General features: G+C 70.2%; 24 protein-coding genes and 1 pseudogene. 14 read left to right on the top strand and 11 right to left on the bottom strand.

Going from position 1 to position 25,242, the window contains the following annotated elements; translation table 11 throughout:
• Positions 1 to 291: 291 nt before the first annotated feature.
• The 3 genes from OG413_RS06990 (at position 292) to OG413_RS06980 (ending at position 4,069) form a co-directional block, all read left to right on the top strand.
• Positions 292 to 2,139 carry a serine/threonine-protein kinase gene (locus OG413_RS06990; RefSeq protein ID WP_266803511.1) on the top strand — a complete coding sequence of 616 codons (1,848 nt, stop codon included), beginning with the start codon at positions 292 to 294 and terminating at the stop codon, positions 2,137 to 2,139.
• Positions 2,140 to 2,211: 72 nt separating this feature from the next.
• On the top strand, positions 2,212 to 3,411 hold the full coding sequence (gene mqnC / locus OG413_RS06985) for a cyclic dehypoxanthinyl futalosine synthase (protein WP_266803509.1): 1,200 nt from the start codon (positions 2,212 to 2,214) through the stop codon (positions 3,409 to 3,411).
• Between the two features lie 7 nt (positions 3,412 to 3,418).
• Positions 3,419 to 4,069, top strand: coding sequence for a hypothetical protein (locus OG413_RS06980; protein ID WP_266803507.1), 651 nt, complete (start codon positions 3,419 to 3,421; stop codon positions 4,067 to 4,069).
• Between the two features lie 88 nt (positions 4,070 to 4,157).
• Here OG413_RS06980 and OG413_RS06975 read toward each other — a convergent pair.
• Positions 4,158 to 4,718 (bottom strand): annotated as a pseudogene (locus OG413_RS06975) (DUF3152 domain-containing protein); the annotation flags it as partial.
• A 363-nt stretch (positions 4,719 to 5,081) separates the two neighbouring features.
• Between OG413_RS06975 and OG413_RS06970 the strand changes: the two are divergent.
• On the top strand, positions 5,082 to 5,774 hold the full coding sequence (locus tag OG413_RS06970; protein ID WP_266803505.1) for a demethylmenaquinone methyltransferase: 693 nt from the start codon (positions 5,082 to 5,084) through the stop codon (positions 5,772 to 5,774).
• Positions 5,775 to 5,786: 12 nt separating this feature from the next.
• On the opposite strand, the gene OG413_RS06965 is transcribed toward OG413_RS06970, so the two are convergent.
• Complete coding sequence (locus OG413_RS06965; protein ID WP_266803503.1) at positions 5,787 to 6,305, bottom strand: GNAT family N-acetyltransferase; 519 nt, start codon at positions 6,303 to 6,305, stop codon at positions 5,787 to 5,789.
• 97 nt (positions 6,306 to 6,402) lie between these two features.
• On the opposite strand from OG413_RS06965, the gene OG413_RS06960 reads away from it, so the two are divergent.
• The gene (locus tag OG413_RS06960; protein ID WP_266803502.1) at positions 6,403 to 7,686 is read left to right on the top strand and encodes a geranylgeranyl reductase family protein; all 1,284 of its coding nucleotides are present in this window, start codon (positions 6,403 to 6,405) and stop codon (positions 7,684 to 7,686) included.
• A gap of 60 nt (positions 7,687 to 7,746) precedes the next feature.
• On the opposite strand, the gene OG413_RS06955 is transcribed toward OG413_RS06960, so the two are convergent.
• Together OG413_RS06955 and OG413_RS06950 are read right to left on the bottom strand one after the other, a co-directional pair.
• Positions 7,747 to 8,193: a DNA-binding protein gene (locus tag OG413_RS06955; RefSeq protein ID WP_266803501.1), complete on the bottom strand. Its 447-nt coding sequence runs from the start codon at positions 8,191 to 8,193 to the stop codon at positions 7,747 to 7,749.
• Entirely contained in the window at positions 8,190 to 8,432 is a 243-nt protein-coding gene (locus tag OG413_RS06950) for a hypothetical protein (RefSeq protein ID WP_266803500.1), read from the bottom strand. Before OG413_RS06950 ends, OG413_RS06955 begins: the two co-directional genes overlap by 4 nt.
• Positions 8,433 to 8,907: 475 nt before the next feature.
• Between OG413_RS06950 and OG413_RS06945 the strand changes: the two genes are divergently transcribed.
• Complete coding sequence (locus OG413_RS06945) at positions 8,908 to 10,059, top strand: Cmx/CmrA family chloramphenicol efflux MFS transporter (RefSeq protein ID WP_266803499.1); 1,152 nt, start codon at positions 8,908 to 8,910, stop codon at positions 10,057 to 10,059.
• A 60-nt stretch (positions 10,060 to 10,119) separates the two neighbouring features.
• Here the strand turns inward: OG413_RS06945 and OG413_RS06940 are convergent, their stop codons facing one another.
• Positions 10,120 to 11,058: an FAD-dependent oxidoreductase gene (locus OG413_RS06940; protein WP_266803498.1), complete on the bottom strand. Its 939-nt coding sequence runs from the start codon at positions 11,056 to 11,058 to the stop codon at positions 10,120 to 10,122.
• A gap of 504 nt (positions 11,059 to 11,562) precedes the next feature.
• Between OG413_RS06940 and OG413_RS06935 the strand changes: the two genes are divergently transcribed.
• On the top strand, positions 11,563 to 12,234 hold the full coding sequence (locus OG413_RS06935) for a DUF4232 domain-containing protein (RefSeq protein ID WP_266809953.1): 672 nt from the start codon (positions 11,563 to 11,565) through the stop codon (positions 12,232 to 12,234).
• A 30-nt stretch (positions 12,235 to 12,264) separates the two neighbouring features.
• On the opposite strand, the gene OG413_RS06930 is transcribed toward OG413_RS06935, so the two are convergent.
• The 4 genes from OG413_RS06930 to OG413_RS06915 all read right to left on the bottom strand — a co-directional run bounded on the left by OG413_RS06930 (position 12,265) and on the right by OG413_RS06915 (position 14,981).
• Entirely contained in the window at positions 12,265 to 13,065 is an 801-nt protein-coding gene (locus OG413_RS06930) for a CPBP family intramembrane glutamic endopeptidase (RefSeq protein ID WP_266803497.1), read from the bottom strand.
• Between the two features lie 157 nt (positions 13,066 to 13,222).
• The gene (locus OG413_RS06925) at positions 13,223 to 13,594 is read right to left on the bottom strand and encodes a hypothetical protein (protein WP_266803496.1); all 372 of its coding nucleotides are present in this window, start codon (positions 13,592 to 13,594) and stop codon (positions 13,223 to 13,225) included.
• Positions 13,595 to 13,914: 320 nt separating this feature from the next.
• On the bottom strand, positions 13,915 to 14,115 hold the full coding sequence (locus OG413_RS06920; RefSeq protein ID WP_266803495.1) for a DUF397 domain-containing protein: 201 nt from the start codon (positions 14,113 to 14,115) through the stop codon (positions 13,915 to 13,917).
• 11 nt (positions 14,116 to 14,126) lie between these two features.
• Positions 14,127 to 14,981, bottom strand: a complete 855-nt coding sequence (locus OG413_RS06915) for a helix-turn-helix transcriptional regulator (RefSeq protein WP_266803494.1) — start codon at positions 14,979 to 14,981, stop codon at positions 14,127 to 14,129.
• 222 nt (positions 14,982 to 15,203) lie between these two features.
• On the opposite strand from OG413_RS06915, the gene OG413_RS06910 reads away from it, so the two are divergent.
• Positions 15,204 to 15,647: an ATP-binding protein gene (locus tag OG413_RS06910; RefSeq protein ID WP_266803493.1), complete on the top strand. Its 444-nt coding sequence runs from the start codon at positions 15,204 to 15,206 to the stop codon at positions 15,645 to 15,647.
• 332 nt (positions 15,648 to 15,979) lie between these two features.
• Positions 15,980 to 17,200 (top strand): triacylglycerol lipase, encoded by a 1,221-nt coding sequence (locus tag OG413_RS06905; protein ID WP_266803492.1) that lies wholly within the window; start codon positions 15,980 to 15,982, stop codon positions 17,198 to 17,200.
• 14 nt (positions 17,201 to 17,214) lie between these two features.
• Here OG413_RS06905 and OG413_RS06900 read toward each other — a convergent pair whose 3' ends face one another.
• The gene (locus OG413_RS06900) at positions 17,215 to 19,455 is read right to left on the bottom strand and encodes an AAA family ATPase (protein WP_266809951.1); all 2,241 of its coding nucleotides are present in this window, start codon (positions 19,453 to 19,455) and stop codon (positions 17,215 to 17,217) included.
• A gap of 290 nt (positions 19,456 to 19,745) precedes the next feature.
• Between OG413_RS06900 and OG413_RS06895 the strand changes: the two genes are divergently transcribed.
• On the top strand, positions 19,746 to 20,339 hold the full coding sequence (locus OG413_RS06895; RefSeq protein WP_266803491.1) for a DUF1349 domain-containing protein: 594 nt from the start codon (positions 19,746 to 19,748) through the stop codon (positions 20,337 to 20,339).
• 208 nt (positions 20,340 to 20,547) lie between these two features.
• Here OG413_RS06895 and OG413_RS06890 read toward each other — a convergent pair whose 3' ends face one another.
• The gene (locus OG413_RS06890) at positions 20,548 to 21,393 is read right to left on the bottom strand and encodes a C40 family peptidase (protein WP_266803490.1); all 846 of its coding nucleotides are present in this window, start codon (positions 21,391 to 21,393) and stop codon (positions 20,548 to 20,550) included.
• A gap of 869 nt (positions 21,394 to 22,262) precedes the next feature.
• On the opposite strand from OG413_RS06890, the gene OG413_RS06885 reads away from it, so the two are divergent.
• From OG413_RS06885 to OG413_RS06870, 4 genes are read left to right on the top strand one after another with little or no spacing between them, the layout of a single operon-like run.
• The gene (locus OG413_RS06885; RefSeq protein WP_030420561.1) at positions 22,263 to 22,622 is read left to right on the top strand and encodes an NADH-quinone oxidoreductase subunit A; all 360 of its coding nucleotides are present in this window, start codon (positions 22,263 to 22,265) and stop codon (positions 22,620 to 22,622) included.
• A 17-nt stretch (positions 22,623 to 22,639) separates the two neighbouring features.
• A complete protein-coding gene (locus OG413_RS06880) occupies positions 22,640 to 23,194 on the top strand; it encodes an NADH-quinone oxidoreductase subunit B family protein (RefSeq protein ID WP_266803489.1) in 555 nt (184 codons plus the stop codon).
• Positions 23,191 to 23,913, top strand: a complete 723-nt coding sequence (locus OG413_RS06875) for an NADH-quinone oxidoreductase subunit C (RefSeq protein WP_073718466.1) — start codon at positions 23,191 to 23,193, stop codon at positions 23,911 to 23,913. The genes OG413_RS06880 and OG413_RS06875 overlap by 4 nt, the downstream gene beginning before the upstream one ends.
• Complete coding sequence (locus tag OG413_RS06870) at positions 23,913 to 25,235, top strand: NADH-quinone oxidoreductase subunit D (protein WP_266803488.1); 1,323 nt, start codon at positions 23,913 to 23,915, stop codon at positions 25,233 to 25,235. The genes OG413_RS06875 and OG413_RS06870 overlap by 1 nt, the downstream gene beginning before the upstream one ends.
• Positions 25,236 to 25,242 lie beyond the last annotated feature (7 nt).

Below are 25,242 nucleotides of genomic sequence, written 5' to 3'. Positions count from 1 at the left end.
ATCCCGTACCGTCCTGCCGTTTATCGGTGTGGTGGTGAATGGAGCGAATGGAACGAATGGGCCGGACATACGTCCGGTGCCCGGATGTCGAATAATGGACGGCGTCCGGGGTGAGTATCGTTTGCGTCCCGGTATCGATCGGATGAACGACACATTCGCGCCTTTTACCGTGGCGAAAACCTCCCTTCGTGCCCTTAGGGGGGAAATCGGTAACACGTTTCCCTGTGACCTCATGACCCCCGCCCCATAGGCTTCGGTCGGAGGTCCGGACGGTCCACAGGGGGAGTCCTTATGCAGCCGCTGGAAGCCGGCGAACCGCACACCATCGGCGCCTACCGGCTGCTCGGCCGGCTCGGCGCGGGCGGTATGGGCCGGGTCTATCTGGGGCGCAGCGCGGGTGGACGTACCGTCGCGGTCAAGGTCGTCCACCCCCACTTCGCCCTGGACGAGCAGTTCCGGGCCCGGTTCCGGCGCGAGGTCGAGGCCGCCCGGCGCATCGGTGCCCAGTGGACGGCCCCGGTCCTGGACGCCGATCCGGACGCGCCCGTGCCGTGGGTCGCGACCGGCTACGTGGCCGGACCCCCGCTGTCGGAGGCGATCACCGACCACGGCCCGCTGCCCGAAGACGCGGTACGCACCCTGGGCGCGAGCCTCGCCGAAGCGCTCGCCGTCGTCCACGGACAGGGCATCGTGCACCGGGACGTGAAGCCGTCCAACGTGCTGCTCGCCCTCGACGGCCCCCGGCTGATCGACTTCGGTATCGCGCGGGCCCTCGGGGCGACCGTCTCGCTCACCTCGACCGGCGTCTCCGTCGGCTCGCCCGGCTATATGGCCCCCGAGCAGATCCGGGGCCACGACGTCTCGGGCGCGGCCGACGTCTTCTCGCTGGGCGCGGTCCTCGCGTACGCGGCCACCGGCACCGCCCCCTTCGTCGGCGACTCGTCCGCCGTACTCCTCTACAAGGTGGTGCACGAGGAGCCGGAGCTGGGCGAACTGGAGGGCGAGCTGCGCGAGGTGGTCGCCGGGTGTCTGGCCAAGGACCCGGCGGACCGGCCCGCCCCGGCCTCCCTCGCCCGCGCGCTCGCACCCGGCGGGGCCGCCGCGATGGTGGCGGGCGGCTGGCTGCCGGGACCGCTGGTGCGTGAGGTCAGCCGGGCCGCGGTGGCCCTGCTGGACCTGGAACCGCCGCAGGACGTACCGACGCAGACGGGGCCGGTGCCGTTCAGCGACGCGTCGCTGGAGATCCAGGACCGGGGCCAGGGGGACCAAGGCCGGGGAGGCCACGGGGGCCGCGGCGACCGGGGCGACCGGAGCGGGACGGCCGCCGGGGCCGGGGAATCCGGCGGGCCGGGCGTGTTCGGTCCGCCGTTCAGCCTGCCGCCCCCGACACCCCCCGCCCCGCCCCTCTCCGCCGCCTCCTTCCTGTCCGCCGACTCCGCCAGGCGGATGGGTGCGGGCGGGATGCCCGAGCAGCGGACCCACGACCCCCGGTTCTCCGTCACGGTGAACGCCGAATCGCAGCCGGCCGGTGAGCGCCGCGGGCGCCGGGTCAGCTGCACGGTCGCCCTGGCCGTGGCGAGCGCCTGCGCCGTGGTGATGGTGAGCACCGGCATGCTCACCGACGTGCTGCCCGGCAGCGGCGGGGAACAGAACAGCACCGACAGCGTGGGCACCGCGCCGTCCGCCTCCAAGGCCCCGTCCGAGGCCGGGAGTCCGACCCCCGCCGGTTCCGCACCGACCGGTTCCGGCGCTGCTCAGGTCGACGCGCTGCCGAAGGAGTTCGTCGGCACCTGGAAGGGCCCGCTCAAGGAGCGGACGACCGGACAGCCGCACGGCACCCTCACCGCGGTGTTCACCGAGGGGAAGCGGGGCACCGACGTGGTCCGGATGCGTACGACGATCTCCAGCCTCGGCATCAGCGTCAGCTGCCACAGCGTCGGCACGCTCTCCTCCGGCACCGCCGACGAGCTGACCTTCGAGGAGCGCGTCGATCCCGACCGCATCAGTACGGCGGGCCTGTGCACCACGACCACCGCCGAAGTCGTCTTCGCCAGGAGCGCGGACGGCCGACTGCGGTTCCGGTCCGAGGAGAGCGGTGCGGGACTTCCGTACGGCACGCTGACCCGGTCCGGCGGCTGATGGCGCCAGGGGCTGGCGTACGCTGGATCGGTCCGTGGATCCGTAGAAAAACCGCCGAAAGGTGACAGCCCGGTGACCGAGAAGGCCGACCTTCAGCCCGTCCTCGACCGAGCCGCCGAAGGCGGTCGGATCACCCCGCAGGAGGCGCTCGACCTCTACCGGTCGGCCCCCCTGCACGCACTGGGAGCGGCGGCCGACGCCGCACGCCGTCGCCGTTACGCCGGTACGGAGCACATCGCGACGTACATCATCGAGCGCAACATCAACTACACCAACGTGTGCGTCACGGCCTGCAAGTTCTGCGCGTTCTACGCCGCGCCCAAGGACACCGCCAAGGGCTGGTCCCGCGACCTCGACGACATCCTGCGCCGCTGCGCGGAGACCGTGGAGCTCGGCGGCACGCAGATCATGTTCCAGGGCGGCCACCACCCGGACTACGGCGTCGAGTACTACGAGGAGCACTTCTCCGCGATCAAGAAGGCGTACCCGCAGCTGGTCATCCACTCGCTGGGCGCCTCCGAGATCGAGCACATGGCCCGGATCTCCAAGGTGTCGGCGAAGGAGGCCATCGAGCGGATCCACGCCGCCGGTCTCGACTCCTTCGCGGGCGCGGGCGCCGAACTGCTGCCCGCCCGGCCGCGCACCGCGATCGCCCCGCTCAAGGAGTCCGGCGAGCGCTGGCTGGAGATCATGGAGATCGCCCACGGCCTGGGCGTCGAGTCCACCTCCACCATGCTGATGGGCACCGGCGAGACCAACGCCGAGCGCATCGAGCACCTGAGCATGATCCGCGACGTACAGGACCGTACGGGCGGCTTCCGCGCCTTCATCCCGTACACCTACCAGCCCGAGAACAACAAGCTGAAGGGCCAGACGCAGGCCACGCTCTTCGAGTACCTGCGGATGATCGCCATCGCCCGGCTGTTCCTGGACAACGTCGCGCACATCCAGGGCTCCTGGCTGACCACCGGCAAGGAGGTCGGCCAGCTGTCGCTGCACTACGGCGCCGACGACCTCGGCTCGATCATGCTGGAGGAGAACGTGGTCTCCTCGGCCGGTGCCAGGCACCGCTCCAACCGGCTGGAGATCATCGACCTGATCCGCAAGGCGGACCGCGTCCCCGCCCAGCGCGCCACGACGTACGAGCACCTCGTCGTGCACGACGACCCGGCGAACGACCCGGTCGACGAGCGCGTCGTCTCGCACATCTCGTCCACCGCGATCGAGGGCGGCACGGCCCACCCGGAGCTGAAGCTCCTCAGCACCAACTAGGCCCTCCTTGCTGACGATTCACACCGCGGACCTGCTGCTGCCGGGCCACGGGCGCGAGCCCGTGCCCGTCGGCGCCGTCCTCGTGGCGGGGCGCCTGCTCACGGCCACCGGTCCGTACGAGGAACTGGCGGCCGCCCACCCGACCGCCAGGGTCCGCCGCTGGCCGGGCGTGCTGACGCCCGGTCTGCTCAATCCGTACGGCCCCGAACTGCTGGAGCGGACCTACCACCCCGACCCGCGCGAGGCCGACACCCTGGGCACCGAGCCGCTCACCGGGGCCGCGCTCGACGCCCTCGGCATGACGGACGCCCGCTGGGGCGCGAGCGCCCGGCGCGGGGTGCAGCGGATGCTGGCCCACGGCACGGTCGCCGTCACGGGCCCGCTGACCCGGGACGCGGTGGCTGACGCCGTGCACCGGGTGGGCCTGGGCGTACGGGAACGTTTCACCGGGGGCGAGGCCCCGGGGCGGCCGTCCCTGGACCCCCTGGCGGGGCTGCCGTTGAGCGAGGCGCTGCTGCTGCCGCCCCTGGACTTCGCGGGCCGCGACGCCGACTTCTCGGTGTTCGACGTGCCGGATGTCGCGGGCCTCCTCACGGCGGGAGCCGCGTCCTGCGTGGTCACGGTGCTCGCCGGACGAATGGTGTACCGGCGCCGCTGACCGGTGAGGCTGTCCGGCGGGGTTTCCGGCTCGGCTGTCCGGCGAGGTCGATTGGCAAGGTCGGCCGGCGCGACCGTCCGGCCTGGTTTCAGCGCACCGACGGGCCGCGCAGATACTTCCCGTTCGCGTCGTACGGCCAGCCGTTGGCGACGCAGCCCTTCAGCCCGTCGATCTGCTGCATCATCGCGGGGGCCCGGCGACCCGCTCCCGGGCAGGTCTCGTGGCCGTGGCCGAGCCAGTGCCCGACCTCGTGGTTGATGATCAGCGCGCGGTAGTCGTGGATCGGCCCGTCGAACTGGGGCGAGCCCTTGAGCCACCGCTTGAGGTTCACCACGACCGTGGTGCCGATCCGGCAGTTGACCTCGCCGCGGGTCCTCAGCCCGTACGCGCCGCAGAGCTTGTCGACGGTGTCGGGCGTGGCGATACGAATCACCAGTCCGGCCGGTCCCGAGGAGATCTGCCGGAAGGCGTCGTCGCCGGGCCCGGTCCAGCCGCGCGGATCGCCGAAGATCTCGCTGATCTCGGCCGCCGCGGGCCCGGCGGTGAGTCCGCTGCCCTTCTCCGCCTCGACCCGGTAGTGGTGGACCTTTCCCTTGCCCTGGGTGCCGCCGACGGGCCGGGCCACCGTGAACCGGCCGGAGGCGGCTGCGGCGGCCGAGGACTCCGCCGAGGATTCAGCCGAGGGCTCCGCCGGGGTCTTCGTCTCCCCGCCCCACGGCCCGGTCAACAGCGCCAGGGCCAGGGCCACCAGCAGCGCAGGAACCGCCGTCGCCCCCAGCACCCGTATCCGCGCCCGGACCCGCCGGGCCTCGCGCCCCCTGCCACGCCCAGTCCGCCCCCGCCCCGCTGCACGACGCGTAGGCCGTCCGCCCTGCTCAGCCACCACGGACAGAGGTCTCCTTCGCGTTCGGGTGTTCCGCTTCCACCGTTACTGAGTGCCTCCGGAGCCAAAAGGTTGTGGGCGACTCACGCCGCCGTGGGAGCGATCCGGCCGGACTGCTTGAATGGGAGGGTGACCCGAGCCTCCCTGGAAAAGCAGCCGCACGAAGTCGCCTCGATGTTCGACGACGTGGCCAGACGCTATGACCTCACCAACGATGTGATCTCACTCGGACAGGCCAGGCTCTGGCGCAAGGAGGTCGCCAAGGCGGTGGACGCCCGCCCGGCCCAGAAGATCCTGGACCTGGCCGCCGGTACCGCCACCTCCTCGCAGCCCTTCGCGCGGGCGGGCGCCTATGTGGTGCCCTGCGACTTCTCGCTCGGCATGCTCAAGGTCGGCAAGGAGCGCCACCCGTGGATGCCGTTCACCGCCGGGGACGGCACGAAACTCCCGTTCAAGGACGAGACGTTCGACGCCGTCACGATCTCCTTCGGGCTGCGCAACATCCAGGACACCGACGCCGCGCTGCGTGAGCTGTACCGGGTGACCAAGCCCGGTGGCCGCGTGGTCATCTGCGAGTTCTCCCAGCCGACCTGGACGCCGTTCCGCACGGTCTACATCGAGTACCTGATGCGAGCACTGCCGTCCGCCGCCCGCACGGTGTCGTCCAACCCCGACGCGTACGTCTATCTCGCCGAGTCGATCCGTGCCTGGCCCGACCAGGCGGGCCTGGCCGCACGGCTCCAGGACGCCGGCTGGTCGAACGTGGCCTGGCGCAATCTCACCGGCGGAGTGGTGGCCCTGCACCGGGGCGTACGCGCCTGACGGCCCGCCGGGTCACAGCGCCAGCCGGAAGCACCACGCGACCTGCCCCGCCCTGGGGGTCGTGAAGGTCTCGGCCCGGCGCATCCCGAGCCGCTCGGCCACCGCGACCGACCGGGCGTTACGGGAGTCGATCATCGCGACCACCTCCGGCACCCCGGCCGCCCGCACCCGCTCCAGCGCGGTGCGCGCGGCGGCGGAGGCGTACCCCCGGCCCCAGGCCGCCCGGCCCAGCCGCCAGCCGATCTCTATCTCGCCGACCGGGCCGTACGTGGTGTGCGGCCACGGCTGCGCGCCGGTGAAGCCGAGGACGCGGTCCTCCTCGTCGGTCATGGTCCACAGGCAGTAGCCCAGCTCCGCGTCGTGCCGCCGCTGCCGGGCGGTCAGCTCCTCGTACACGGAGAATTCGGCCGACCGGCCGCCGAAGAACTCCATCACCTCGGGATCGTCGAACACCCGGTGCCAGGTCAGGGCGTCCTCGTCGGTCGGGACTCGCAGACGTACGGCAGGGTGGGAAACAGGCGCGGTCGACATCGGGGAGCCCTTCGGGAGGTTGATCAGCAGGCCCCCCTAGACTGCACGGGACATGTGCCGCGCGGCACGCGAATTCGAGTCTTCGGGAGATCCGACCGTGACCGAGCCCCTCTCCGAGCACAGCGCGGACGTGATCGTCGTCGGAGCGGGCCCAGCCGGCTCCACGACCGCGTACTACCTCGCCAAGGCCGGACTGAACGTCCTGCTCCTGGAGAAGACGGCCTTCCCCCGGGAGAAGGTCTGCGGCGACGGCCTCACGCCGCGCGCCACCAAGCAGCTCGTCTCCATGGGCATCGACATCTCCGAAGAGGCGGGCTGGCTGCGCAACAAGGGGCTGCGCATCATCGGCGGCGGCGTCCGTCTCCAGCTGGACTGGCCGGACCTCGCCTCGTACCCGGACTACGGCCTCGTCCGCAAGCGGGACGACTTCGACGAGCAGCTGGCCCGGCAGGCGCAGAAGGCGGGCGCCCGGCTGTACGAGCGCTGCAACGTCGGCGCCCCGATCATCGACGAGCGCACCGGCCGCATCACCGGCGTGAACACGAAGCTCGGCGAGGACAAGACCCCGGTCACCTTCCACGCCCCGCTCGTCGTCGCCGCCGACGGCAACTCCACCCGGCTCTCCCTCGCGATGGGCCTGCACCGCCGCGAGGACCGCCCGATGGGCGTCGCGGTCCGTACGTACTTCACCTCGCCCCGCCACGACGACGACTACCTGGAGTCCTGGCTGGAGCTGTGGGACCGGCGCGGCGCCGAGGACCGGCTGCTGCCCGGCTACGGCTGGATCTTCGGCATGGGCGACGGCACGTCCAACGTCGGCCTCGGCATCCTCAACTCCTCCGCGGCCTTCAAGGAGCTGGACTGGCGCGAGGTCCTCAAGGCGTGGTGCGCGTCCATGCCGGAGGACTGGGGCTACACCCCGGAGAACATGACGATGCCGATCCGGGGCGCCGCGCTCCCGATGGCCTTCAACCGCCAGCCGCACTACACCAAGGGCCTGCTGCTCGTCGGTGACGCGGGCGGCATGGTCAACCCGTTCAACGGCGAGGGCATCGCGTACGCCATGGAGTCGGGCCAGCTCGCCGCCGACGTCATCGTCCAGGCCCACGCCCGCGCCACCCCGGCCCAGCGCGAACTGGCCCTGCACAACTACCCGAAGGTGCTCAAGGAGACCTACGGCGGTTACTACACGCTGGGCCGCGCCTTCGTGAAGATGATCGGCAACCCGAAGGTCATGAAGATCGCGACGCAGCGCGGTCTCACGCACCCGATCCTGATGAAGTTCACCCTGAAGATGCTCGCCAACCTCACCGACCCGACGGGCGGCGACGCGATGGACCGCATCATCAACGGCCTGTCGAAGGTGGCCCCGAAGGCCTGACCACGCAAGGTCGGCCGCCCGGCACATGGCTGGGCGGCCCGGTGTGCGACGGTGGAAATCTCAGACGTTGATGATCTTCACTTTCGGTGAGCCGGAAAGTTCCTCGGCGGCCTTGCACAGGGCCGGGATGTGCGACTTGTCGGAGGTGACGAGTAGTACCGGGGGCGTGCAGAGTGCGGCCGTGGCGACCACGAGCGCGTCCACGAGGCATTCGTGACCATCGAGGCCCGAGACATCCAGCAGCTTCTCAGCGGCGTCTATCACCACGTCGCTGACCGGCTTCACGTCGAACCGGGACAGCAGGAACTGGAGCCGCTTGGCGGCCTCCCCGCTCCGGCGCACCTCCAAAGGCGTCAGGGCGGACAATGCGACTCTTCGGCCGCTCTGCTGGGCGACCTCGATGCGCGCCCGCATACCCTCGTCGCCGTCGACGTGCAGCGAAAGCCCCTGGGCATCCAGGACGAGTGTGCCTTCACTCTTCGCCTTGATCTTGAGGCGTTTACTCACCACTCCAGTTCCGCCTGCCGCCGTGCCTCGTCGGAGACGGGGCCGAATGCCTTGCGGTCGGCTGTGACGACCTCGCGGAGTTTGGCCGTGGCGAGCCACTGCTCCAGAGCTTCGGCCACGACGGAGGAGAACGCGTTCTTTCCGGTCCGCTCCTCGACTTCGTTGATCAACGACTGTGCCAGCGAGACGGATCTCTTACCGGCCCGCTCGGGTACGGGGTGGGCTGCATGGCTGCTCATACCTAAAACGTAACACCGGCGGTAGGAAATTTCTTGCGAGCGTCACTCGCGTAGCCGTCGGCCTTGGACCAGGCCCGGCAGAGCTCCCCGCGCCTTATCCACTGGCACCGGGACCGCCCGGCCGGATACCGTGGCGCCCATGTCCAGCCCCGAGTCCGACAGACCGAGGCCACCGGTGCTCCGGTGGCCGAGTTCCTGCTGACCGACGCCGGGTGACCCACAGGGTCACGGGCATCTCTTCGCACGGCTCCGTCCCCGCCGGATCACCGCGGGTACGGGCCGTTCCCTCCTCGGTCACGCGCGCCGAAGCGCCGCTCACCGAGTCATGCCCCCGCGATCAGCGGGGCATTCTTCCGCGCCGCCAGGTCGCCGCCCGCCGGATCCGCTCCGGCGCGCACGACGGGGCGTGGGCCCGTATCCCCGCACACCGGTCTGTCTCGTCCATCGACGGTTCCGTCCAAGGGGTCCTGTTCCCATGCCATTCGCTGTCTACGTCCTCGGGCTCGCGGTCTTCGCCCAGGGCACCTCCGAGTTCATGCTGTCCGGGCTGGTCTCGGGCATCTCCGCCGACCTGGACGTCTCCCTGTCCGCGGCGGGTCTGCTGACCTCGTCCTTCGCCGTCGGGATGGTGATCGGCGCGCCCCTGATGGCGCTCTTCAGCCGCAGCTGGCCCCGCCGCCGCGCACTGCTGCTGTTCCTCGCGGTGTTCGTCGCCGTCCATGTCGTGGGGGCGCTCACCCCGAGTTACGGAGTGCTCCTCGCGACCCGTTTCGTCGGGGCCCTCGCCAACGCGGGCTTCTGGGCGGTGGCCCTGATGACGGCCGTCTCCCTGGTGCCCGCGCACCTGAAGGCGCGGGCCACCGCCGTGGTGGTCGGCGGGGTCACGGTCGCCTGTGTGGTCGGGGTGCCGGCCGGTGCGGTGCTGGGGGAGCGGTGGGGGTGGCGGTCGGCGTTCTGGGCGGTCGCCCTCGTCTCCGTACCGGCGGTCCTGGCGATCGTCCGCAGCATCCCGGGCGGACGGCCCGACGCCGAACCCGTACCGGTCCGGACCGAGCTGCGCGTCCTGACCCGCTCACGGCTCCGGCTCACCCTGCTCACGATGGCCCTGGTCCAGGGGGCGACCTTCTGTACGTTCTCCTACCTGGAACCGCTGCTGACCAGGGAGACCGGTCTGGGCGCGGGATGGGTACCGGCCGCCCTCGCGCTCTTCGGCGTGGGCTCGTTCCTCGGCGTCACCGTCGCGGGCCGCTTCGCCGACGTCCGCCCCACCGCGCTCATCGCCTCGGGGATGGTCGCCCTCACCCTCGGCTGGAGCGCGCTGGCCCTGACGGCGGGCAGTCCGGTGGTGGCCCTCGCCCTGATCCTGGTCCAGGGGATGCTCGCCTTCGGTACGGGCACGGCCCTGATCACCCGCGTCCTCGACCAGGCCCCGGACGCCCCGACCCTCGCGGGCGCCTTCTCCACGACCGCCTTCAACCTCGGTGCCACGGTGGGACCTTGGGCGGGCGGCCTGGCCCTGGACGCCGGATTCGGCTACCGGGCGCCGGTCTGGGTGAGCGGTGCGCTGATGACCCTCGCCCTGGTCACGGCCGGGGCACGGCGCGTACGGGTACGGGTGCTGGCGTGAGGGCCGGGTAGCGCGGGGGCGCCGGGCACGTGCTCGGCGCCGACCGCGCTGGCGCGTGGATCAGTCCCCGGTGGACAACTCCCGCGCCGCGTAGTAGGCGCGCAGCGCGGCCTCACTGCCGGAGCCCATGGCGGTCATGATCCGCTGGAAGCGGGCGGATCGCAGGTCACCGGCCACGATGAGGCGGGAGCGGCGGCCGGTCGGCGGGCAGTAGCCGTCCGCGCCGCGGACGAGGTCACCGGGCGGCGCGGTGGGCACGCTTCCGATGCTCAGGTACGCGGCGTCTGCCGTGACCGTGTGCCGTACGCCGTCGCGGCCCACCGCTTCCGCTGTGACCGGGGTCCCTCCGGAGGGGGCCAGGGTCAGGTGCGCGACGGGCAGGAGCGCGACGCGGGGGTCGTCGCGGATCTCTTCGGTCTTGTACGCGTCGGCGTCCGGGTACGCCACGAGCAGGCGGGTGCCGACGGCCGGGTGGGCGCGGAGGAAGGTGCCGATCGGGCGGTCGCCGCCGAGGACGAGGAGGGTCCGGCCTTCGGCGTCGTCCGCGTCGGCCTGCCAGAGCGGGGGCAGGGTGAGGGACTCGGGCCCGGTGATCCAGGCGGCGTCACGGGGCTGGAGCGGGCCGACGCCGGTCGCGACGACGGCGTACGGAGCGGTGAGGCGCGTACCGGTGTCCAGGGTGACGGCGACGCGGTCGTCGTCGGCGCGCAGTTCGACGGCGCGGCGGCCGAGTTCCAGGCGGCACAGTTCCGTGCTCTCCAGCTCCCCGGTGATGGCGTCGGCGAGCGCGGGGCCGTTGGTGTGGCCGCCCAGGACGTTGTTCAGGGCCGGGATGCGGTAGAGGTTGCGGCACAGGGCGTCCGCCTCGATCAGGACCGAGCGCATCCCGACACCGGCGGCCGTCCGGGCGGCGGCGCAACCGGCCGGCCCGCCCCCGACGATGATCAGATCGGTGTCGGGGGCGGTGGGCGAAGGGGGGTGGGGCGGTGTGTCGTCCATGGGGCTATTCGAGCACCGGCGCCCCTGTGTACGCGGTGAACCGGTCCTCCACGTGTTCCGTGGTCCCGGCGGGCCCGCTCTTCCGCTCTTCCGCCACCCGGGACCGATGGCGCACGGCCTGCCGGAGCACGCATCTCCTCCCGATTGAGGTGTCGGCGAGAGCCCTGTGGGTCCGGGCCGGCGTCCGCCGGGTGAGGGCCGCGGCCCGCTGGTGGTCAAGGTTCGGTGGGTTACGGGTCTGTCCCAGCGGGCGGTGGCTGGGTGCGGGTGGGGGTTGGGGGTGGGAACCGGTGGTGCGGCTGGGCGGGGGGTGCGTTCCGTCGTGACGTGCCTGGCCGCGCGTGTAACAGCGGTGTATTAGGGCGTGGTTGGGCGGAACGGGGGGCCGGGCCGGGCGGGTCTAGGTGATCAGAAATGCTCGCTCGTACTGACCCGTACTGACCCGTACCGAGCGGCTGTCGCCGCCGACCGGCAGTGCCGACAACCGATGCTGAGGAAGACATGATGCGCGTTCACAAGCTCACCTTCGCCGCTCTGGCCGTTGCCGCGAGTCTGTCGCTCACGGCCTGCCAGGGTGAGGAGGACGGTACGGGTCGGGGTGCCCCGTCGTCCGCGTCCGCCGGGTCGTCCGCGTCGTCGTCGGGTGGTGGTTCGGATCAGGTCGGTGCGGGCAAGGGCGGTGCGGACGGTTCCGAGGGGAAGGGTTCCAGCGGGAACGGTGGGACGGGCGGGGGCGGTTCCGGTGCGGGTGGCGGGGTCGGGAAGTGCCGTACGGACGAGCTGGAGATCACGGCGTCGGACCGGAGCATCAGCGATGAGGGTGAGGGCACGGTCGTGGTGGAGCTGAAGAACGGTGGTGGCGGGGACTGCTCGGTCTCGGGGTATGCGGGTGTGGATCTGAAGACGAGTGAGGGGCCGCTGTCGGCGGAGCGGGCGGGCCGCGAGACGGGTCCGGACGTGCTCAAGGACGGGGAGCGGATCTTCTTCGGTATCACCTACCCGCTGAACGAGTCGGGTGGTTCCGGTGTGCGTGTCACGGGGCTGGTGGTGACCCCGCCGGACGAGACGAAGTCCGTGACCCTGGACTGGCCGGGTGCCGCCACGCTGCCCGTCACGGACGGCTCGGGCTCCCCGGTGACGGTCGGCCCGATGGGAGGCGCCGGACAGGGCGGCTGACCCGCCCACCCCGGGCACCGGAACGGGCGGTCAGCTCGGGACACCCGCCGGCACGGGCTCGGTGGTGCGGCGCTTGATGAGCAGCACGACGATGAGGACGACCTGGAGCAGGATGATGAAGACCAAGCCCAGGGAGACCTGGGGCTTGTCGCCCACGAGGTTGGAGATCAGGCTTGTGTCCCACAGACCGTGGACGAGCATCGGCAGCAGGATGATGCCGCCGACGCGGAGGCACAGGTAGAAGAAGTAGCCCGAGGTGGACACCACGAGGGCCTGCGCGATGGCCTGCGCTCCCTCGCCGAAGGCGTTGCTGACGTGTACGAGGCCGAAGACGAGCGAGGAGTAGAGGGCGACCTTGCCCTCGGTGAGTCCCGCCCGGCGGAAGACATGGACGCCGATGCCCCGGAACATGAGTTCCTCACCGACGCCGACGAACAGCCCGAGCAGCAGCAGGCAGGCCACCAGGGAGATGCTCTGGTCGGAGAGGTGGCCGTAGTTCAGGCCGATCAGCGCGACGGCGAGCATCGAGATCGGGACCCAGCGCACCCAGCGCCGCACCGGGGCCCGATAGCGCAGGACCTCGCCCCACCAGCCGAGCCAGGTGACGACGGCCGCCGCGAACACGATCGACGCCCCGATCGGTATCAGCGCGTTGCGGACCAGGGACTCGGTGGTGGGGAACTGGCTGTCCGAGTAGCTGGTGTCCACGCCGATCAGGAGTCCCAGACCCTGGATGATGCCCGCGTACACGACGACCACCACCAGGAACCACGGCCACGACAGCCTGCGCCCCGGTTGCCCGTCCCGTATCGAGTCCGTCGTGTCCCGCACCGTGTCTCCCTTTCGTCCGGCGGCGAGGAGGGTCCCCCGCCCGGTCGGGCGCGGCCGTATGCCGCCCCTGCTTCCCGCGAAGAATCTCATACGGAATAGAACAAACATCTCGGACCGCCCTTTAACCGGCAGGAGCATCGCTCAGCGGAGACGCTCCTCAGCGCCCCGGTGGCGGTGTGAGCGATACGTAGCGCAGGGGGCGCACGCTCCACTCGATGTGGCGCCCCCTGCGGAGCAGCAAAGTGAATCCGCAGGGCTCGTCGCGATGGAGCGCGCCGAGCGCCTGTACCCAGCCACCCTGGTCGGCCCAGTGGAGGGCCCGCGCCGTCTCGCGCGGGGTCAGCCCGAGGACGTGGCTCGCGCGAAGCTGGACGCGGATCACGCGGACGGCCTCGCGGGGGCAGGCCAGGATGCGGAGGTCGACCGGTTCGGGCACGAAGCCGGTCGCGGGCCCGTACCGGAGCACGTCGAGCCGGAAGCCGTGCTCGACGCGGGCTTCGATGGGCGGGGTGTGCGGTGGCGTACGCATGGTCGACCGTCCGATCGCAGCGTGTGGGTTGGTGCGGTGCGGTGCCGGAGAGCCCCCGCCCCGGGGTTGTGTGACGAACAGCGGGGCGGGGGCGGCCCGGGTGTGCCCGCATGACGCTCAATGCGTCTGCGGGCAGGGGGAGTTGCGTTGCTGCGCGAGTGCGGCCGGGCGATGCGCCTGTTCGCTTTGGCGACGTACGGTGACCGTAGCGTCACCGGGCTTGCGGTGCAACTATGCCCCGGAGCATGCATGTTGCCGAGACGCGCAAAAGCCCTCCGCCGTGGGCGGAGGGCTCTCGTGGGCTCTACGGCTGAAGGTTACTACCGGGCGAAGTGGTCGAACTCGCCTGCCTTGACGCCCTCGATGAACGCGGCGAACTTGGCCCGGCTGGTGGTGGTCACCGCGCCTGGGTCGTCACTCTCGCGCATCAGGATCTCGCCGGCGTGCGCCGCGATCTCGACGCACTGCTCCCCGCCGCCGCCGGAGAAGGACGACTTCTGCCACTCGATCTCTGTGTTCATGCTGCGGATTATCACAGGTCCCGTGCGATGTGGTGAATGAAGCTTCGCGACTCCTCGGGGGCCAGACTGACCTCCTGTGCGAAGTCGAGCTGCATCCGGTACCGGTGGAGATCGGCTGCCGCATCCAGGTGGGTGCCGCCGAAGGGTGTGTCGATGTGCACGGTGTCCAACTGCGGCACCACTCCGCCCGCGTACAGCACTGTCTGCGTGACCTCGACGAAGTGTTCGCTCGCGAATGGAATCACGCGCACGGTGATGGCAGGCCGATCCGTTGCCTCAAGCAGGTGCTCAAGCTGTTCACGGGCGACCTTGCGGCCGCCGACCCGCATGCGCAGGCTGGCCTCGTGCACGATGACTTCGAACTCGGGCGGATCGTCGCGGTCGAGCACCGACTGTCTCCGCATGCGGTGTTCGACCCTGGCTGTCACCTCGTCCTCGGGCAGCTTGGGGAGCACCCCGTCGAACAGGGCTCGTGAGTAGTCCGGGGTCTGGAGCAGCCCCGGCAGCGTCACCGACTGGAGGCATCGCATGTAGTGCGCATGGTGCTCAAGTTCCGCGATGTTCAGGAATCCGGGTGCGAGCACGCCCCGGTACTCGTCCCACCAGAACTGGCCCCGGTGCTCGCGGGATATCGCGCACAACGCGTTGATCAGCGCTTCGGCGTCGCATGCGTAGAAACTGGCGAGCCGACGGATCCGCTCCTCGCCGATGCCGCTGCGTCCGGCTTCGATGTGGCTGATCCTGGCCTGGTCGGTGGAGATACGCCCGGCTGCCTCGCGGGCGGTCCTGCCCGCACGTTCGCGGAGCTTGCGCAGCTCACTGCCCAAGCGGGCCTGGCGTGCGGTCGGGTTGTCCCTTGGTGGCATGTCACCTTCCCCTGTTTGCGTGTGCAGTCTCGCAGGGCGCTCGCCGGTATGCGACGCGTTCACCCCTGGGCGTGAACACAAGAGGTGCAGACTTGCGCCGGTGCATTTATTGACCCTACCGTTCCCATCGTGTCGCACAGCTCGCCCCGTGGGTCGAAGTGCAGCCACCCGCACGCGAGTTGATGCCACCTCGGAGACCCGCTCACGTAGGGAGACCTCGTCATGACCTCCGTAACCGCTCCGCCTCCGCCCACCCCGTACCTCCCCCAACGCGGCGAGCGTTACCGGCTCATCGCGCCGAACACCCCCACCGCACCCCGGATCGCACGGGACTTCGTGGGCGCCGTGCTGCGTACCACCGCGCATTGCGGGCTCGCGGACGACGCCCGGTTGTGTGTGAGCGAGGTGGTGTCCAACGCGCACTGCCACACGCGGTCGGCGCGGATCCGGGTGGACGTGACGGTGAACCGGCGTCAGGTCCTGGTCTACGTGACCGACGACGAGCCCGGCCCGTTGCCGAAGCCGGGTGCCGATCCGCACGCGGAGCGCGGCCGGGGGCTCCTCATCGTGGACAGCCTGGCCGGGCGGTGGGGGACCACGACGCACGGCGGGAGCGCGCCGCACGCGAAGACGGTCTGGTTCGTCCTGGTCGGGCCGGGGGCGTGACGGATTCGAACAGGGGGTGAGCCGAGGAATGGCGTGATCGCGATGCTCCCGGAGGCGTCGCCGGAACGGTCCCGGACCCTCTTGCCGGGCCCCACCCGCGCGGGTGGCCGCTCGGGGCCGTTCCCCGACCGAAAGAGACGCGCCAAGCCCGCATTCCGGCGGGATAAACACACCACGCCGGGTTCGTACCTGGAGGGGTGACGCCGTGCGGCGATCGCGTATCCGGGCGCCGGACGTATGGCCATGATGTGCCGGTCTTCGCACCCTCCGCGGTCACCGAGCCCGTGTTCTTCGGGCCGCTGCGGCATGGGCGCAGACAGAGGAGCGACACTTTGTCCGGACAGCAGGGCGAGACGGCGGAGCAGGGCATCGGCGAGTTCACGCTTGCCGGTTCACTGGGGACCGCGCGCACGGCCGAGGTGCGGGTTCCGCGGCCGGACGAGGAGTGGGACCTGCCCTTCGGCTTCGCCCGCGTCTACTACGGCGAGGGCAACAACGCCATCCGGAACCCGGTGCTCATGGCCGATGGGTTCAATCTGGGCAAGAGCGACCTCGACGCGCTCTACAAGGGCCTGGACGGGGACTTCGCGTTCCTCACCGAACTGCGGCGGCGGGGCAGGGACGTCATCCTGCTCGGCTACGACAATCGGGGCGCGTCGATCCTCGACAACGCCCAGGCGGCGACCGCGGCCATCCTGCGCACCATCAGCGGTCAGGAGGGCGACGCCCCGCTGACCGTGGGCGGCTTCAGCATGGGCGGGATCGTCACCCGTTACGCGCTCGCCAGGATGGAGAGCGAGGCCATCGACCACCGTACGGCGCTCTACTTCTCCTACGACAGCCCGCACCGCGGTGCCGTGATCCCGGTCGGGCTCCAGGCGTTCGCGCACTTCATCCCGGTCGCCAACAACTTCGCCCGGCAGATGAACAGTTCGGCCGCGCGGCAGATGCTGTGGCGTCACTACGACAACGAGAGCGGCGCGGTCCGGATCGACCCGGAGCGCGAGAAGTTCCTGGACGCGCTCCAGGACGTCGGTGGGTGGCCGATGAGGCCGCGCAGGATCGCCGTGGCCAACGGCCGGGGTGACGGCCGGGGCCTCGATGTCCCGCCCGGCCAGATCGCCCTGGCGAGCACCGGGAAGCTGGTCTACCCGGGCACCACGTTCTTCACCCAGGCCGAGGGCCACGAGGTGGTCGTCGCGGAGCTGAAGCGCCTCTTCCCGAAGGGCGAGAAGACGATCAGGACCAGCGGCTTCCCGGCGCTCGACGGAGCACCGGGCGGCTCGCTGGACTCGTACAGGATCCTCGGCGACATGCTGAAGAAGTTCGGCGCGACCGTGGACCTGCGCCACCCCGACGTCTGCTTCGTCCCGTCCGTCAGCGCGGTCGCCGTCCGTGACCTCGACCAGCCGTCGGATCTGTACGCGAGCATCGACCGGATGTCTCCGGAGGAGAGCGAACTCGACGAGTTCCTGTGCTCCTCGGAGACCACCGAGCACACCGCCATCACCCAGGAGCTGTGCACCTGGCTGCTGGACCGGCTGCCGAACTGACCGCCGGGGGGCTGTCAGCCGTCCGACCGGCCGGCGGCCCCCGACTCCTCCAGCCCGCCGAGCGCCTCGGGCAGATCGACGGTGTGCAGTACCCCGAGGCGCTGGGTGGCGCGGGTCAGCGCGACGTACAGATCACTCACGCCGTACGCGGCCGGTTCCACGACCAGCACCGTGTCGAACTCCAGTCCCTTCGCCTGCCGTGCGTCCAGCAGCACCACGTCCCGGGTGAGGTCGGGCGCGGGCCCGTGACCCGCGTCCGGCAGCTCCGCGAGGAGCGACGCGTGCAGTGCCGCCGGGGCGACGACCGCGACCCGTCCGCCGTCCCGGGCCGCCGCGGCCTCCCGCGCCACCGCTGTGGCCAGGCCGTCCGCGGTGACCCGCAGCGCCCAGGGCCGCACCCCGGTCGACCGCACCGAGCCGGGCGGCTCGAACGACGGGTCGTGCGCCCGCAGGAACCCGGCCGCCACCTCCATGATCTCGGCGGGCGTCCGGTAGTTGACCCCCAGCCGTACGTGCTCCCAGCGGTCGCCCACGTACGGCTCCAGAATGCGTTCCCAGGAGCCGATCCCCGCTGCTTCGGCGGTCTGCGCCGGGTCCCCGACGAGCGTCATGGAACGCGTCGGAATGCGGCGCATCAGCAGCCGCCAGGCCATCGCGGACAGCTCCTGCGCCTCGTCCACGACGATGTGGCCGAACGCCCAGGTCCGGTCGGCCGCCGCCCGCTCGGCCGCGCTGCGGAGGTCGGCCTCCTCGTGCCGTTCGGCCATCCGTTCGGCGTCGATGATGTTGTGCGCCGCGAGGATCTCGGACTCCTCGTCCTCGAACTCGTACGTCTCCGAGCCCGCCGACAGCTCCAGCACGCCCTGTGCGTAGGCGATCCGCTCCTGGCGCTCGGCCTCGGCCGCGGCGCGGGCCGCGCTGTCGTCCTCGCCCAGCAGCTCGGCGGCCTCGTCCAGGAGCGGTACGTCGGCCTCGGTCCAGGCCCCGCCCCGCCGCCGGATCAGCCCGGCCGGCTCGTCATCGAGGTGGACCGGATCGGCGAGGAAGTCCGCGACGAACTCCTGCGGGGTGAGCTGTGGCCACAGCTCGTCGACGGCCGCGTGGACCTCCCGGCTCATCGCGATCTCCTTGCCCATCTGCGCGATGTCGTCGGGCCCCAGCAGATTGGGCCCGCCGAACGGGTCGGCACCGATCCGCTCGGTCAGCTGCGCCGTGAGCGCGTCGATGATGTGGAACGCGAAGACGGGTCTGGCCAGGTTGTGCGGCAGCCCGCTCTCGCGCGCCCGCCACCGGGCGTCCTCGGCCATGGCCCGGTCCAGCTGGAGCGTCCCGTAGCCGTCGTGGCCGATCTCCGTCGCCCGCTCGGGCACGGTCTGCCTCTCCCGCAGCGCCTTCGCCAGCACGTCGGCCATCGCGGCGCGCCCCTTGACCTCGGCGGCGGCCGGACTGTCGGTGCCGGTGGCGCGCACACCGGGGAAGAGCTCGCCGAGGGTGGCCAGCAGCACGCCGGTCTCGCCCAGGGACGGCAGTACGTCGCCGATGTAGCTCAGGAAGGCCGGGTTCGGGCCGACGATCAGCACGGCGCGACGGGCCAGCAGCTCCCGGTGCTCGTACAGCAGATACGCCGCCCGGTGCAGCGCGACGACGGTCTTCCCGGTGCCGGGGCCGCCCTCGACGACCATGACGCCCTGGTGGGGCGCCCGGATGATGCGGTCCTGCTCGGCCTGGATGGTCCGGACGATGTCGTGCATCCGCCCCGTGCGGGCCGCGTCCAGCGCGGCCAGCAGGACCTCATCGGCGTCCGCGCCCTCGTGGCCGGTACGGGTGGGGTCCCCGAGGTCCATCAGCTCGTCGTGGAGCGCGGTGACGGTGCGCCCCTCGGTGGTGATGTGCCGCCTGCGCCGCAGGCCCATCGGGGAATGACCGGTCGCCAGATAGAAGGGGCGCGCCACATCCGCCCGCCAGTCGATCACCAGGGGCGTACGGGACGGATCGTCCTGCCGAATTCCGATACGCCCGATGTGGTGTGCCCGGCCGTCCCGGAAGTCGATGCGCCCGAAACAGAGACCGTTCTCTCCCGAGTGCAGCGCACCGAGCAGCCCGGACTGCTCCGCCACCAGCACATCCCGTTCCAGCCGGGCCTGGAAACCGGTCCCGACCTGCACGAGCGCGTCGCGCACCGACTCCTCGGCCAGCTCCCTGAGCTGATCGAGCCGGGCATAGAGGCCGGTGATGAATTGCTGTTCCTGCCGCATTTCCTCGGTTGACAATTCGACTCCTGACGCGATATGGTTCTGGAAGAAGAGTTCTTCTTCATGCCTTTTCTCGCAAAGACATGAAGGGTTAAATATACGCAGGATCGAGCCTCGGACGCCAATTCGTCCGGGGCTTTTTTGTTATGAGGAAGCGCTGCTCCTGGCGGGCAGGGTCGCCGCCCCACCTGCCCTGCCCCTCTGTGCCCTGACCCACCCGCCTCGTACGCCCCTCCCGCCTTGGACGGCCCTCCCGCCTCGTACGATCGGAGGCCGACGATCAAGGGGATCCGATGAACGGACAGCAGACGGTCGACTGGGCGCAGGCCTACTGGCTCAACCCGCCGCAGGCGTCCGTCGCCCAGGGCGCGGATCTGCTCGTGACCACCCGGGACCGCGGCGACTTCTGGCGCACCACCAGTTACGGCTTCGTGCACGACGACGGGCATGCCCTTCTTACCGACCTGCCCGGCGGATCGGCCGTCGAGGTGACGTTCGTGGCGGACTTCGACACCCTGTACGACCAGGCGGGGGTCATGGTCCGGGTGGACGAACAGAACTGGATCAAGGCCGGGATCGAACTGACCGACGGGGTCCCGCATCTGGGGGCCGTGGTCACCCGCGAGGTCTCGGACTGGTCGATGGCGCCCGTCCCCGACTGGGCCGGGCGGCGGGTGACCGTACGGGCCAGCCGGGCCGGTGACGCGCTCACCGTGCGCGCGCGGTGCGAGGACGGGCCCTGGCGGATGGTCAGGCTCGCCCCGCTGGACCCAGGGGCGGCGGCGCTGGCCGGCCCGTTCTGCTGCTCGCCGCAGCGCGAGGGCCTTGAGGTCCGCTTCACCGGCTTCACCACGGGGCCGGCGGACAGGTCGCTGCACGAGGCCTGAGCACGGCAGGCCCCGGAGTCCCGGACACGGCGAAGGGCCGTCGCTCCCGAGCGGGGGAGCGACGGCCCTTCAGCGTGCTCGGCGGCGGCGGGTGACGCTCGCGCGAGAACGCTGATGAATCAGATAGCGCTGGTGAATCAGAGAACGCCCGCGGAGCGGCGAACGATTGTGGAGCGGCGACCGCCCATGGGCGGCGAACGCTTGTGAATCAGAGAACGCGGACCGCGCCGGTCGGCCTGTCGTAGTCCAGGGAGCGCTGCACCGTACCGGTGTTGGAGTTCTGCGCGCCGACGAACTGGCCGCCGCCGATGTAGATCGCGACGTGGTACGCGCTGCCCGCGCTGCCCCAGTACAGGATGTCGCCCGGCTGGAGGTTGCTCAGCGAGACCTGGGTGCCGGCCGTCGACTGGCTCTGCGAGACGCGCGGCAGGTCGATGTTGACCGAACGGAACGCGGCCTGGACGAGGCCCGAGCAGTCCCACGAGTTGGGGCCGGTGCCACCGGGCACGTACGCGTCGCCGACCTGGGCCTTGGCGAAGGCGACCACGGCGGCTGCGGAGCCGGTGGCGTTCGACGAGGAGTACGAGGGCGAGGAGGAGGGGGACGCGGAGGAGCCGGAGGCGCTGGAGGAGCCCGGGGAGGCGCTGAGCGTCGTGCGCTCGGCGGTGCGGGAAGCGCGCTCGGCGGCCTCCGCCTTCTTCTTGGCGGCCGCCTCGGCCTTCTTCTTGGCCTCTGCCTTGCGTACGGCCTCGGCCTTGGCCTTCTTGGCCTTCTTCGCGGCGTTCTCGGCCGCGGCGTCCTCGTTGGCCTGCGTCTCCAGGTCGAGGGCGACCTGCTGCGTGGCCTGTGCGGAAGCGGCGACGGTCGTGGAGAACCCGGAGGTGATGGTGGGCATCTCGATGGTCTGGGTCACCGGCTCGGCCTGGGCCGGGCCCGCGGCGCCTGCGACCGCGATGGTGCTGAGGACGCCACCGGCAACTCCGGCCCGCAGTGCCGTCTTCGAGGCACTCTGGCGGGGCTTCCGGTGGCTGGGTATGTGAGCGGTGAGGGACATGAGTACTAGCGCTATCAGGGCTGAAGGGGTCCCATCAAGAAACGTGTGTTGCGACACAGTTACGTTCGGAATCTGTGAATCCGCTTCCCGAGGGCCTTTATTGACGCCGTAACGGGCAAACCGGGCATGCGTAATCAGGGCTGTGATCATTGACTTTCGGCAATACGCCCGAATTGCCCGGTGCTTACCATCCGTTCACGCCGATGGCCAGACCCGCTGTATGTGGAGCGGGGGACGTGTGGCGCAGGTCACGGCATGACTCGGGCTCGATCGGCAACCGCGCGGACGCGCCACGAGTACGGGAGTGGCTGGATCGGACCCCTGAGGCGGGATGACCTATTGGTGCGTCATGTCCGTTTGGTTCAGGAGTGGTCGCCGCTCGGCGACGCCCCTCGCCGGTGCGCGGCGTGCGGGTGTCCGACCGGCGTGAGGTGGTCGCCCGGAAGATCGTGAATGCGTGCACATGTCCACATGGCACCCCGTGGCACCCCCTTCCGGGTGAGCGCCGGAGTGGGTCGATGCCTATATCACCCGGATCCGTCCATCGCCAATTTGCTTGTAGGGGCCGTCGATTGATAGCGCGGCACTGCTTTGACCAGCGGTAACACCATCGAATGTCACGTCTCGTGATCACTCGGCCGCTTCGCGTACGAAGATCACCGCTCATCCGACTTCATGATCCTTCGTCAGGTGGTGGAGATCACAAAGGCGTTGTTGCACCCCGTGTCGCAGATCACAGGATGGCAGGCATAGGATGCGGGGCAGTCGGGCTTGTGAACTGCCTCACATGTGCACGATCTTGGTGAGGTGGCGAGCCGGTTCGCCCGATGCGGTCCAACGGTCAAGGACGACTGGAAGGAGCGAGGAGCGTGAATGCCTACGCGCCCATCCTCGTGCTCGGCGCCCTCGGGGCAGGGTTTGCGATCTTCTCCGTGGTCATGGCCACGCTTATCGGCCCCAAGCGGTACAACCGAGCACGGCTCGAAGCGTACGAGTGCGGTATCGAACCCACCCCGACTCCGGCCGGTGGCGGCCGCTTCCCGATCAAGTACTACCTGACGGCGATGCTTTTCATCGTCTTCGACATCGAGATCGTCTTCCTCTATCCCTGGGCGGTCACCTTCGACGCCCTGGGGATCTTCGGGCTCGTGGAGATGCTGCTCTTCGTGCTCACCGTCTTCGTCGCCTACGCGTATGTGTGGCGCCGGGGCGGCCTGGAATGGGACTGAGGGGCTGAGGGGCACACATGGGACTCGAAGAGAAGCTGCCTAGCGGCTTTGTGCTGACCACTGTCGAACAGGCCGCCGGCTGGGTGCGGAAGTCCTCCGTCTTCCCGGCCACCTTCGGCCTCGCCTGCTGCGCCATCGAGATGATGACGACCGGTGCGGGGCGCTACGACCTGGCCCGTTTCGGGATGGAGGTCTTCCGCGGATCGCCGCGGCAGGCCGATCTGATGATTGTCGCGGGACGGGTCAGCCAGAAGATGGCGCCCGTCCTGCGGCAGGTCTATGACCAGATGCCGAACCCGAAGTGGGTGATCTCCATGGGGGTTTGCGCATCATCGGGCGGGATGTTCAACAATTACGCCATTGTTCAGGGTGTTGATCACATTGTCCCGGTTGATATCTATTTGCCGGGGTGCCCGCCGCGCCCCGAGATGCTGATCGACGCCATTCTCAAGCTCCACCAGAAGATCCAGAGCTCCAAGCTCGGGGTCAACGCCGAGGAGGCCGCCCGCGAGGCGGAGGAGGCGGCCCTCAAGGCGCTCCCCCTGATCGAGATGAAGGGGCTGCTGCGGTGACCGACAACGCGAACGGCGACGAGCGGACCGGCAACGGAGTCCCCGCACCGCGCGAGCAGGCCGAGGTCATCCGCGTACGCAAGGGCATGTTCGGCGCCGACAACGGCGGCGACACCACCGGCTACGGCGGTCTCGTACGCACGGTGACCCTGCCGGGCGCCACGTCCCGCCCGTACGGCGGCTGGTTCGACGAAGTGGCCGACGAACTCGAAGGGGCCCTGGAGGAACAGGACCTGCTCCCCGAGAACGCCATCGAGAAGACCGTCGTCGACCGCGGCGAACTCACCTTCCACATCGCCCGCGAGCATCTGCTCCAGGTCGCCCGCACCCTGCGCGACGACCCGGCGCTGCGCTTCGAGCTCTGTACGGGAGTCAGCGGCGTCCACTTCCTGGGCGACAAGGGTCGCGAACTGCACGCCGTCTACCACCTGCGGTCCCTCACCCACGGCCGGCTCATCCGGCTGGAGGTGTCCGCCCCGGACAGCGACCCGCACGTCCCGTCCCTCGTCGAGGTCTACCCGACCAACGACTGGCACGAGCGCGAGACCTACGACTTCTTCGGCCTCATCTTCGACGGGCACCCCGCCCTCACCCGGATCATGATGCCGGACGACTGGCAGGGCTTCCCGCAGCGCAAGGACTATCCGCTCGGCGGCATCGCCGTCGAGTACAAGGGCGCCCAGATCCCGGCTCCGGACCAGCGGAGGTCGTACTCCTGATGACTACTCCCCACGCGACACCCAGGGCCACGACCGAGGGGACTGTATATACAGTCACCGGCGGCGACTGGGACGAAGTCGTCGAGTCGGCCGTCAAGTCCGACGACGAGCGCATCATCGTCAACATGGGTCCCCAGCACCCGTCCACGCACGGCGTGCTGCGGCTGATCCTGGAGATCGACGGCGAGACCGTCACCGAGGCCCGCTGCGGCATCGGCTACCTCCACACCGGCATCGAGAAGAACCTCGAATTCCGGAACTGGACCCAGGGCACCACGTTCGTCACGCGCATGGACTATCTGACGCCGTTCTTCAACGAGACGGCGTACTGCCTGGGCGTCGAGAAGCTCCTCGGCATCGAGGACCAGATCCCCGACCGGGCCACGGTCCTGCGCGTCCTGCTCATGGAGCTCAACCGGATCTCCTCGCACCTGGTCTGCATCGCCACCGGCGGTATGGAGCTCGGCGCGACCACGATCATGATCTACGGCTTCCGCGATCGTGAACTGGTTCTCGACCTCTTCGAGCTGATCACCGGCCTCCGGATGAACCACGCGTTCGTCCGCCCCGGCGGACTCGCCCAGGACCTGCCCCCGGGCACGGTCGACCAGCTGCGCGAGTTCATCAAGACCATGAAGAAGAACCTGCCGGAGTACGACAAGCTCGCCACCGGCAACCCCATCTTCAAGGCCCGCATGCAGGACGTCGGTTACCTCGACCTCACCGGCTGCATGGCGCTCGGCGCCACCGGACCGGTCCTGCGCTCCGCCGGGCTCCCGCACGACCTGCGCAAGACCGACCCGTACTGCGGCTACGAGAACTACGAGTTCGACGTGCCCACCGCGGACACCTGCGACTCCTACGGCCGCTTCCTCATCCGCCTGGAGGAGATGCGGCAGTCGCTCAGGATCGTCGAGCAGTGCCTGGAGCGGCTGGAGCCGGGCCCGGTCATGGTCGCCGACAAGAAGATCGCCTGGCCCGCGCAGCTCGCGCTAGGACCGGACGGACTCGGCAACTCGCTCGACCACATCAAGAAGATCATGGGCACCTCCATGGAGGCCCTGATCCACCACTTCAAGCTGGTGACCGAGGGCTTCCGGGTCCCGGCCGGACAGGCGTACACCGCGGTCGAGTCGCCCAAGGGCGAACTCGGCGTGCATGTCGTCTCGGACGGCGGCACCCGCCCCTACCGGGTCCACTTCCGCGACCCGTCCTTCACCAACCTGCAAGCCATGGCGGCGATGTGCGAGGGCGGCCAGGTCGCCGATGTCATCGTCGCCGTCGCGTCCATCGACCCCGTGATGGGAGGCGTCGACCGGTGACCGCAAA

It is taken from the genome of Streptomyces sp. NBC_01433, from assembly GCF_026340105.1.
GTDB lineage: Bacteria > Actinomycetota > Actinomycetes > Streptomycetales > Streptomycetaceae > Streptomyces.
The sequence above is the reverse complement of the archived record's forward strand: the minus strand, read 5'-3'. Positions and strand labels throughout refer to the sequence as shown.

Excerpts from the sequence above, each read along its gene's own strand:
- OG413_RS06990 (WP_266803511.1), top strand. The coding sequence starts at position 292 with ATGCAGCCGCTGGAAGCCGGCGAACCGCACACCATCGGCGCCTACCGG.
- OG413_RS06965 (WP_266803503.1), bottom strand. The coding sequence starts at position 6,305 with ATGTCGACCGCGCCTGTTTCCCACCCTGCCGTACGTCTGCGAGTCCCG.
- OG413_RS06950 (WP_266803500.1), bottom strand. The coding sequence starts at position 8,432 with ATGAGCAGCCATGCAGCCCACCCCGTACCCGAGCGGGCCGGTAAGAGA.
- OG413_RS06945 (WP_266803499.1), top strand. The coding sequence starts at position 8,908 with ATGCCATTCGCTGTCTACGTCCTCGGGCTCGCGGTCTTCGCCCAGGGC.
- OG413_RS06940 (WP_266803498.1), bottom strand. The coding sequence starts at position 11,058 with ATGGACGACACACCGCCCCACCCCCCTTCGCCCACCGCCCCCGACACC.
- OG413_RS06935 (WP_266809953.1), top strand. The coding sequence starts at position 11,563 with ATGCGCGTTCACAAGCTCACCTTCGCCGCTCTGGCCGTTGCCGCGAGT.
- OG413_RS06925 (WP_266803496.1), bottom strand. The coding sequence starts at position 13,594 with ATGCGTACGCCACCGCACACCCCGCCCATCGAAGCCCGCGTCGAGCAC.
- OG413_RS06920 (WP_266803495.1), bottom strand. The coding sequence starts at position 14,115 with ATGAACACAGAGATCGAGTGGCAGAAGTCGTCCTTCTCCGGCGGCGGC.
- OG413_RS06915 (WP_266803494.1), bottom strand. The coding sequence starts at position 14,981 with ATGCCACCAAGGGACAACCCGACCGCACGCCAGGCCCGCTTGGGCAGT.
- OG413_RS06910 (WP_266803493.1), top strand. The coding sequence starts at position 15,204 with ATGACCTCCGTAACCGCTCCGCCTCCGCCCACCCCGTACCTCCCCCAA.
- OG413_RS06900 (WP_266809951.1), bottom strand. The coding sequence starts at position 19,455 with ATGCGGCAGGAACAGCAATTCATCACCGGCCTCTATGCCCGGCTCGAT.
- OG413_RS06895 (WP_266803491.1), top strand. The coding sequence starts at position 19,746 with ATGAACGGACAGCAGACGGTCGACTGGGCGCAGGCCTACTGGCTCAAC.
- OG413_RS06890 (WP_266803490.1), bottom strand. The coding sequence starts at position 21,393 with ATGTCCCTCACCGCTCACATACCCAGCCACCGGAAGCCCCGCCAGAGT.
- OG413_RS06880 (WP_266803489.1), top strand. The coding sequence starts at position 22,640 with ATGGGACTCGAAGAGAAGCTGCCTAGCGGCTTTGTGCTGACCACTGTC.
- OG413_RS06870 (WP_266803488.1), top strand. The coding sequence starts at position 23,913 with ATGACTACTCCCCACGCGACACCCAGGGCCACGACCGAGGGGACTGTA.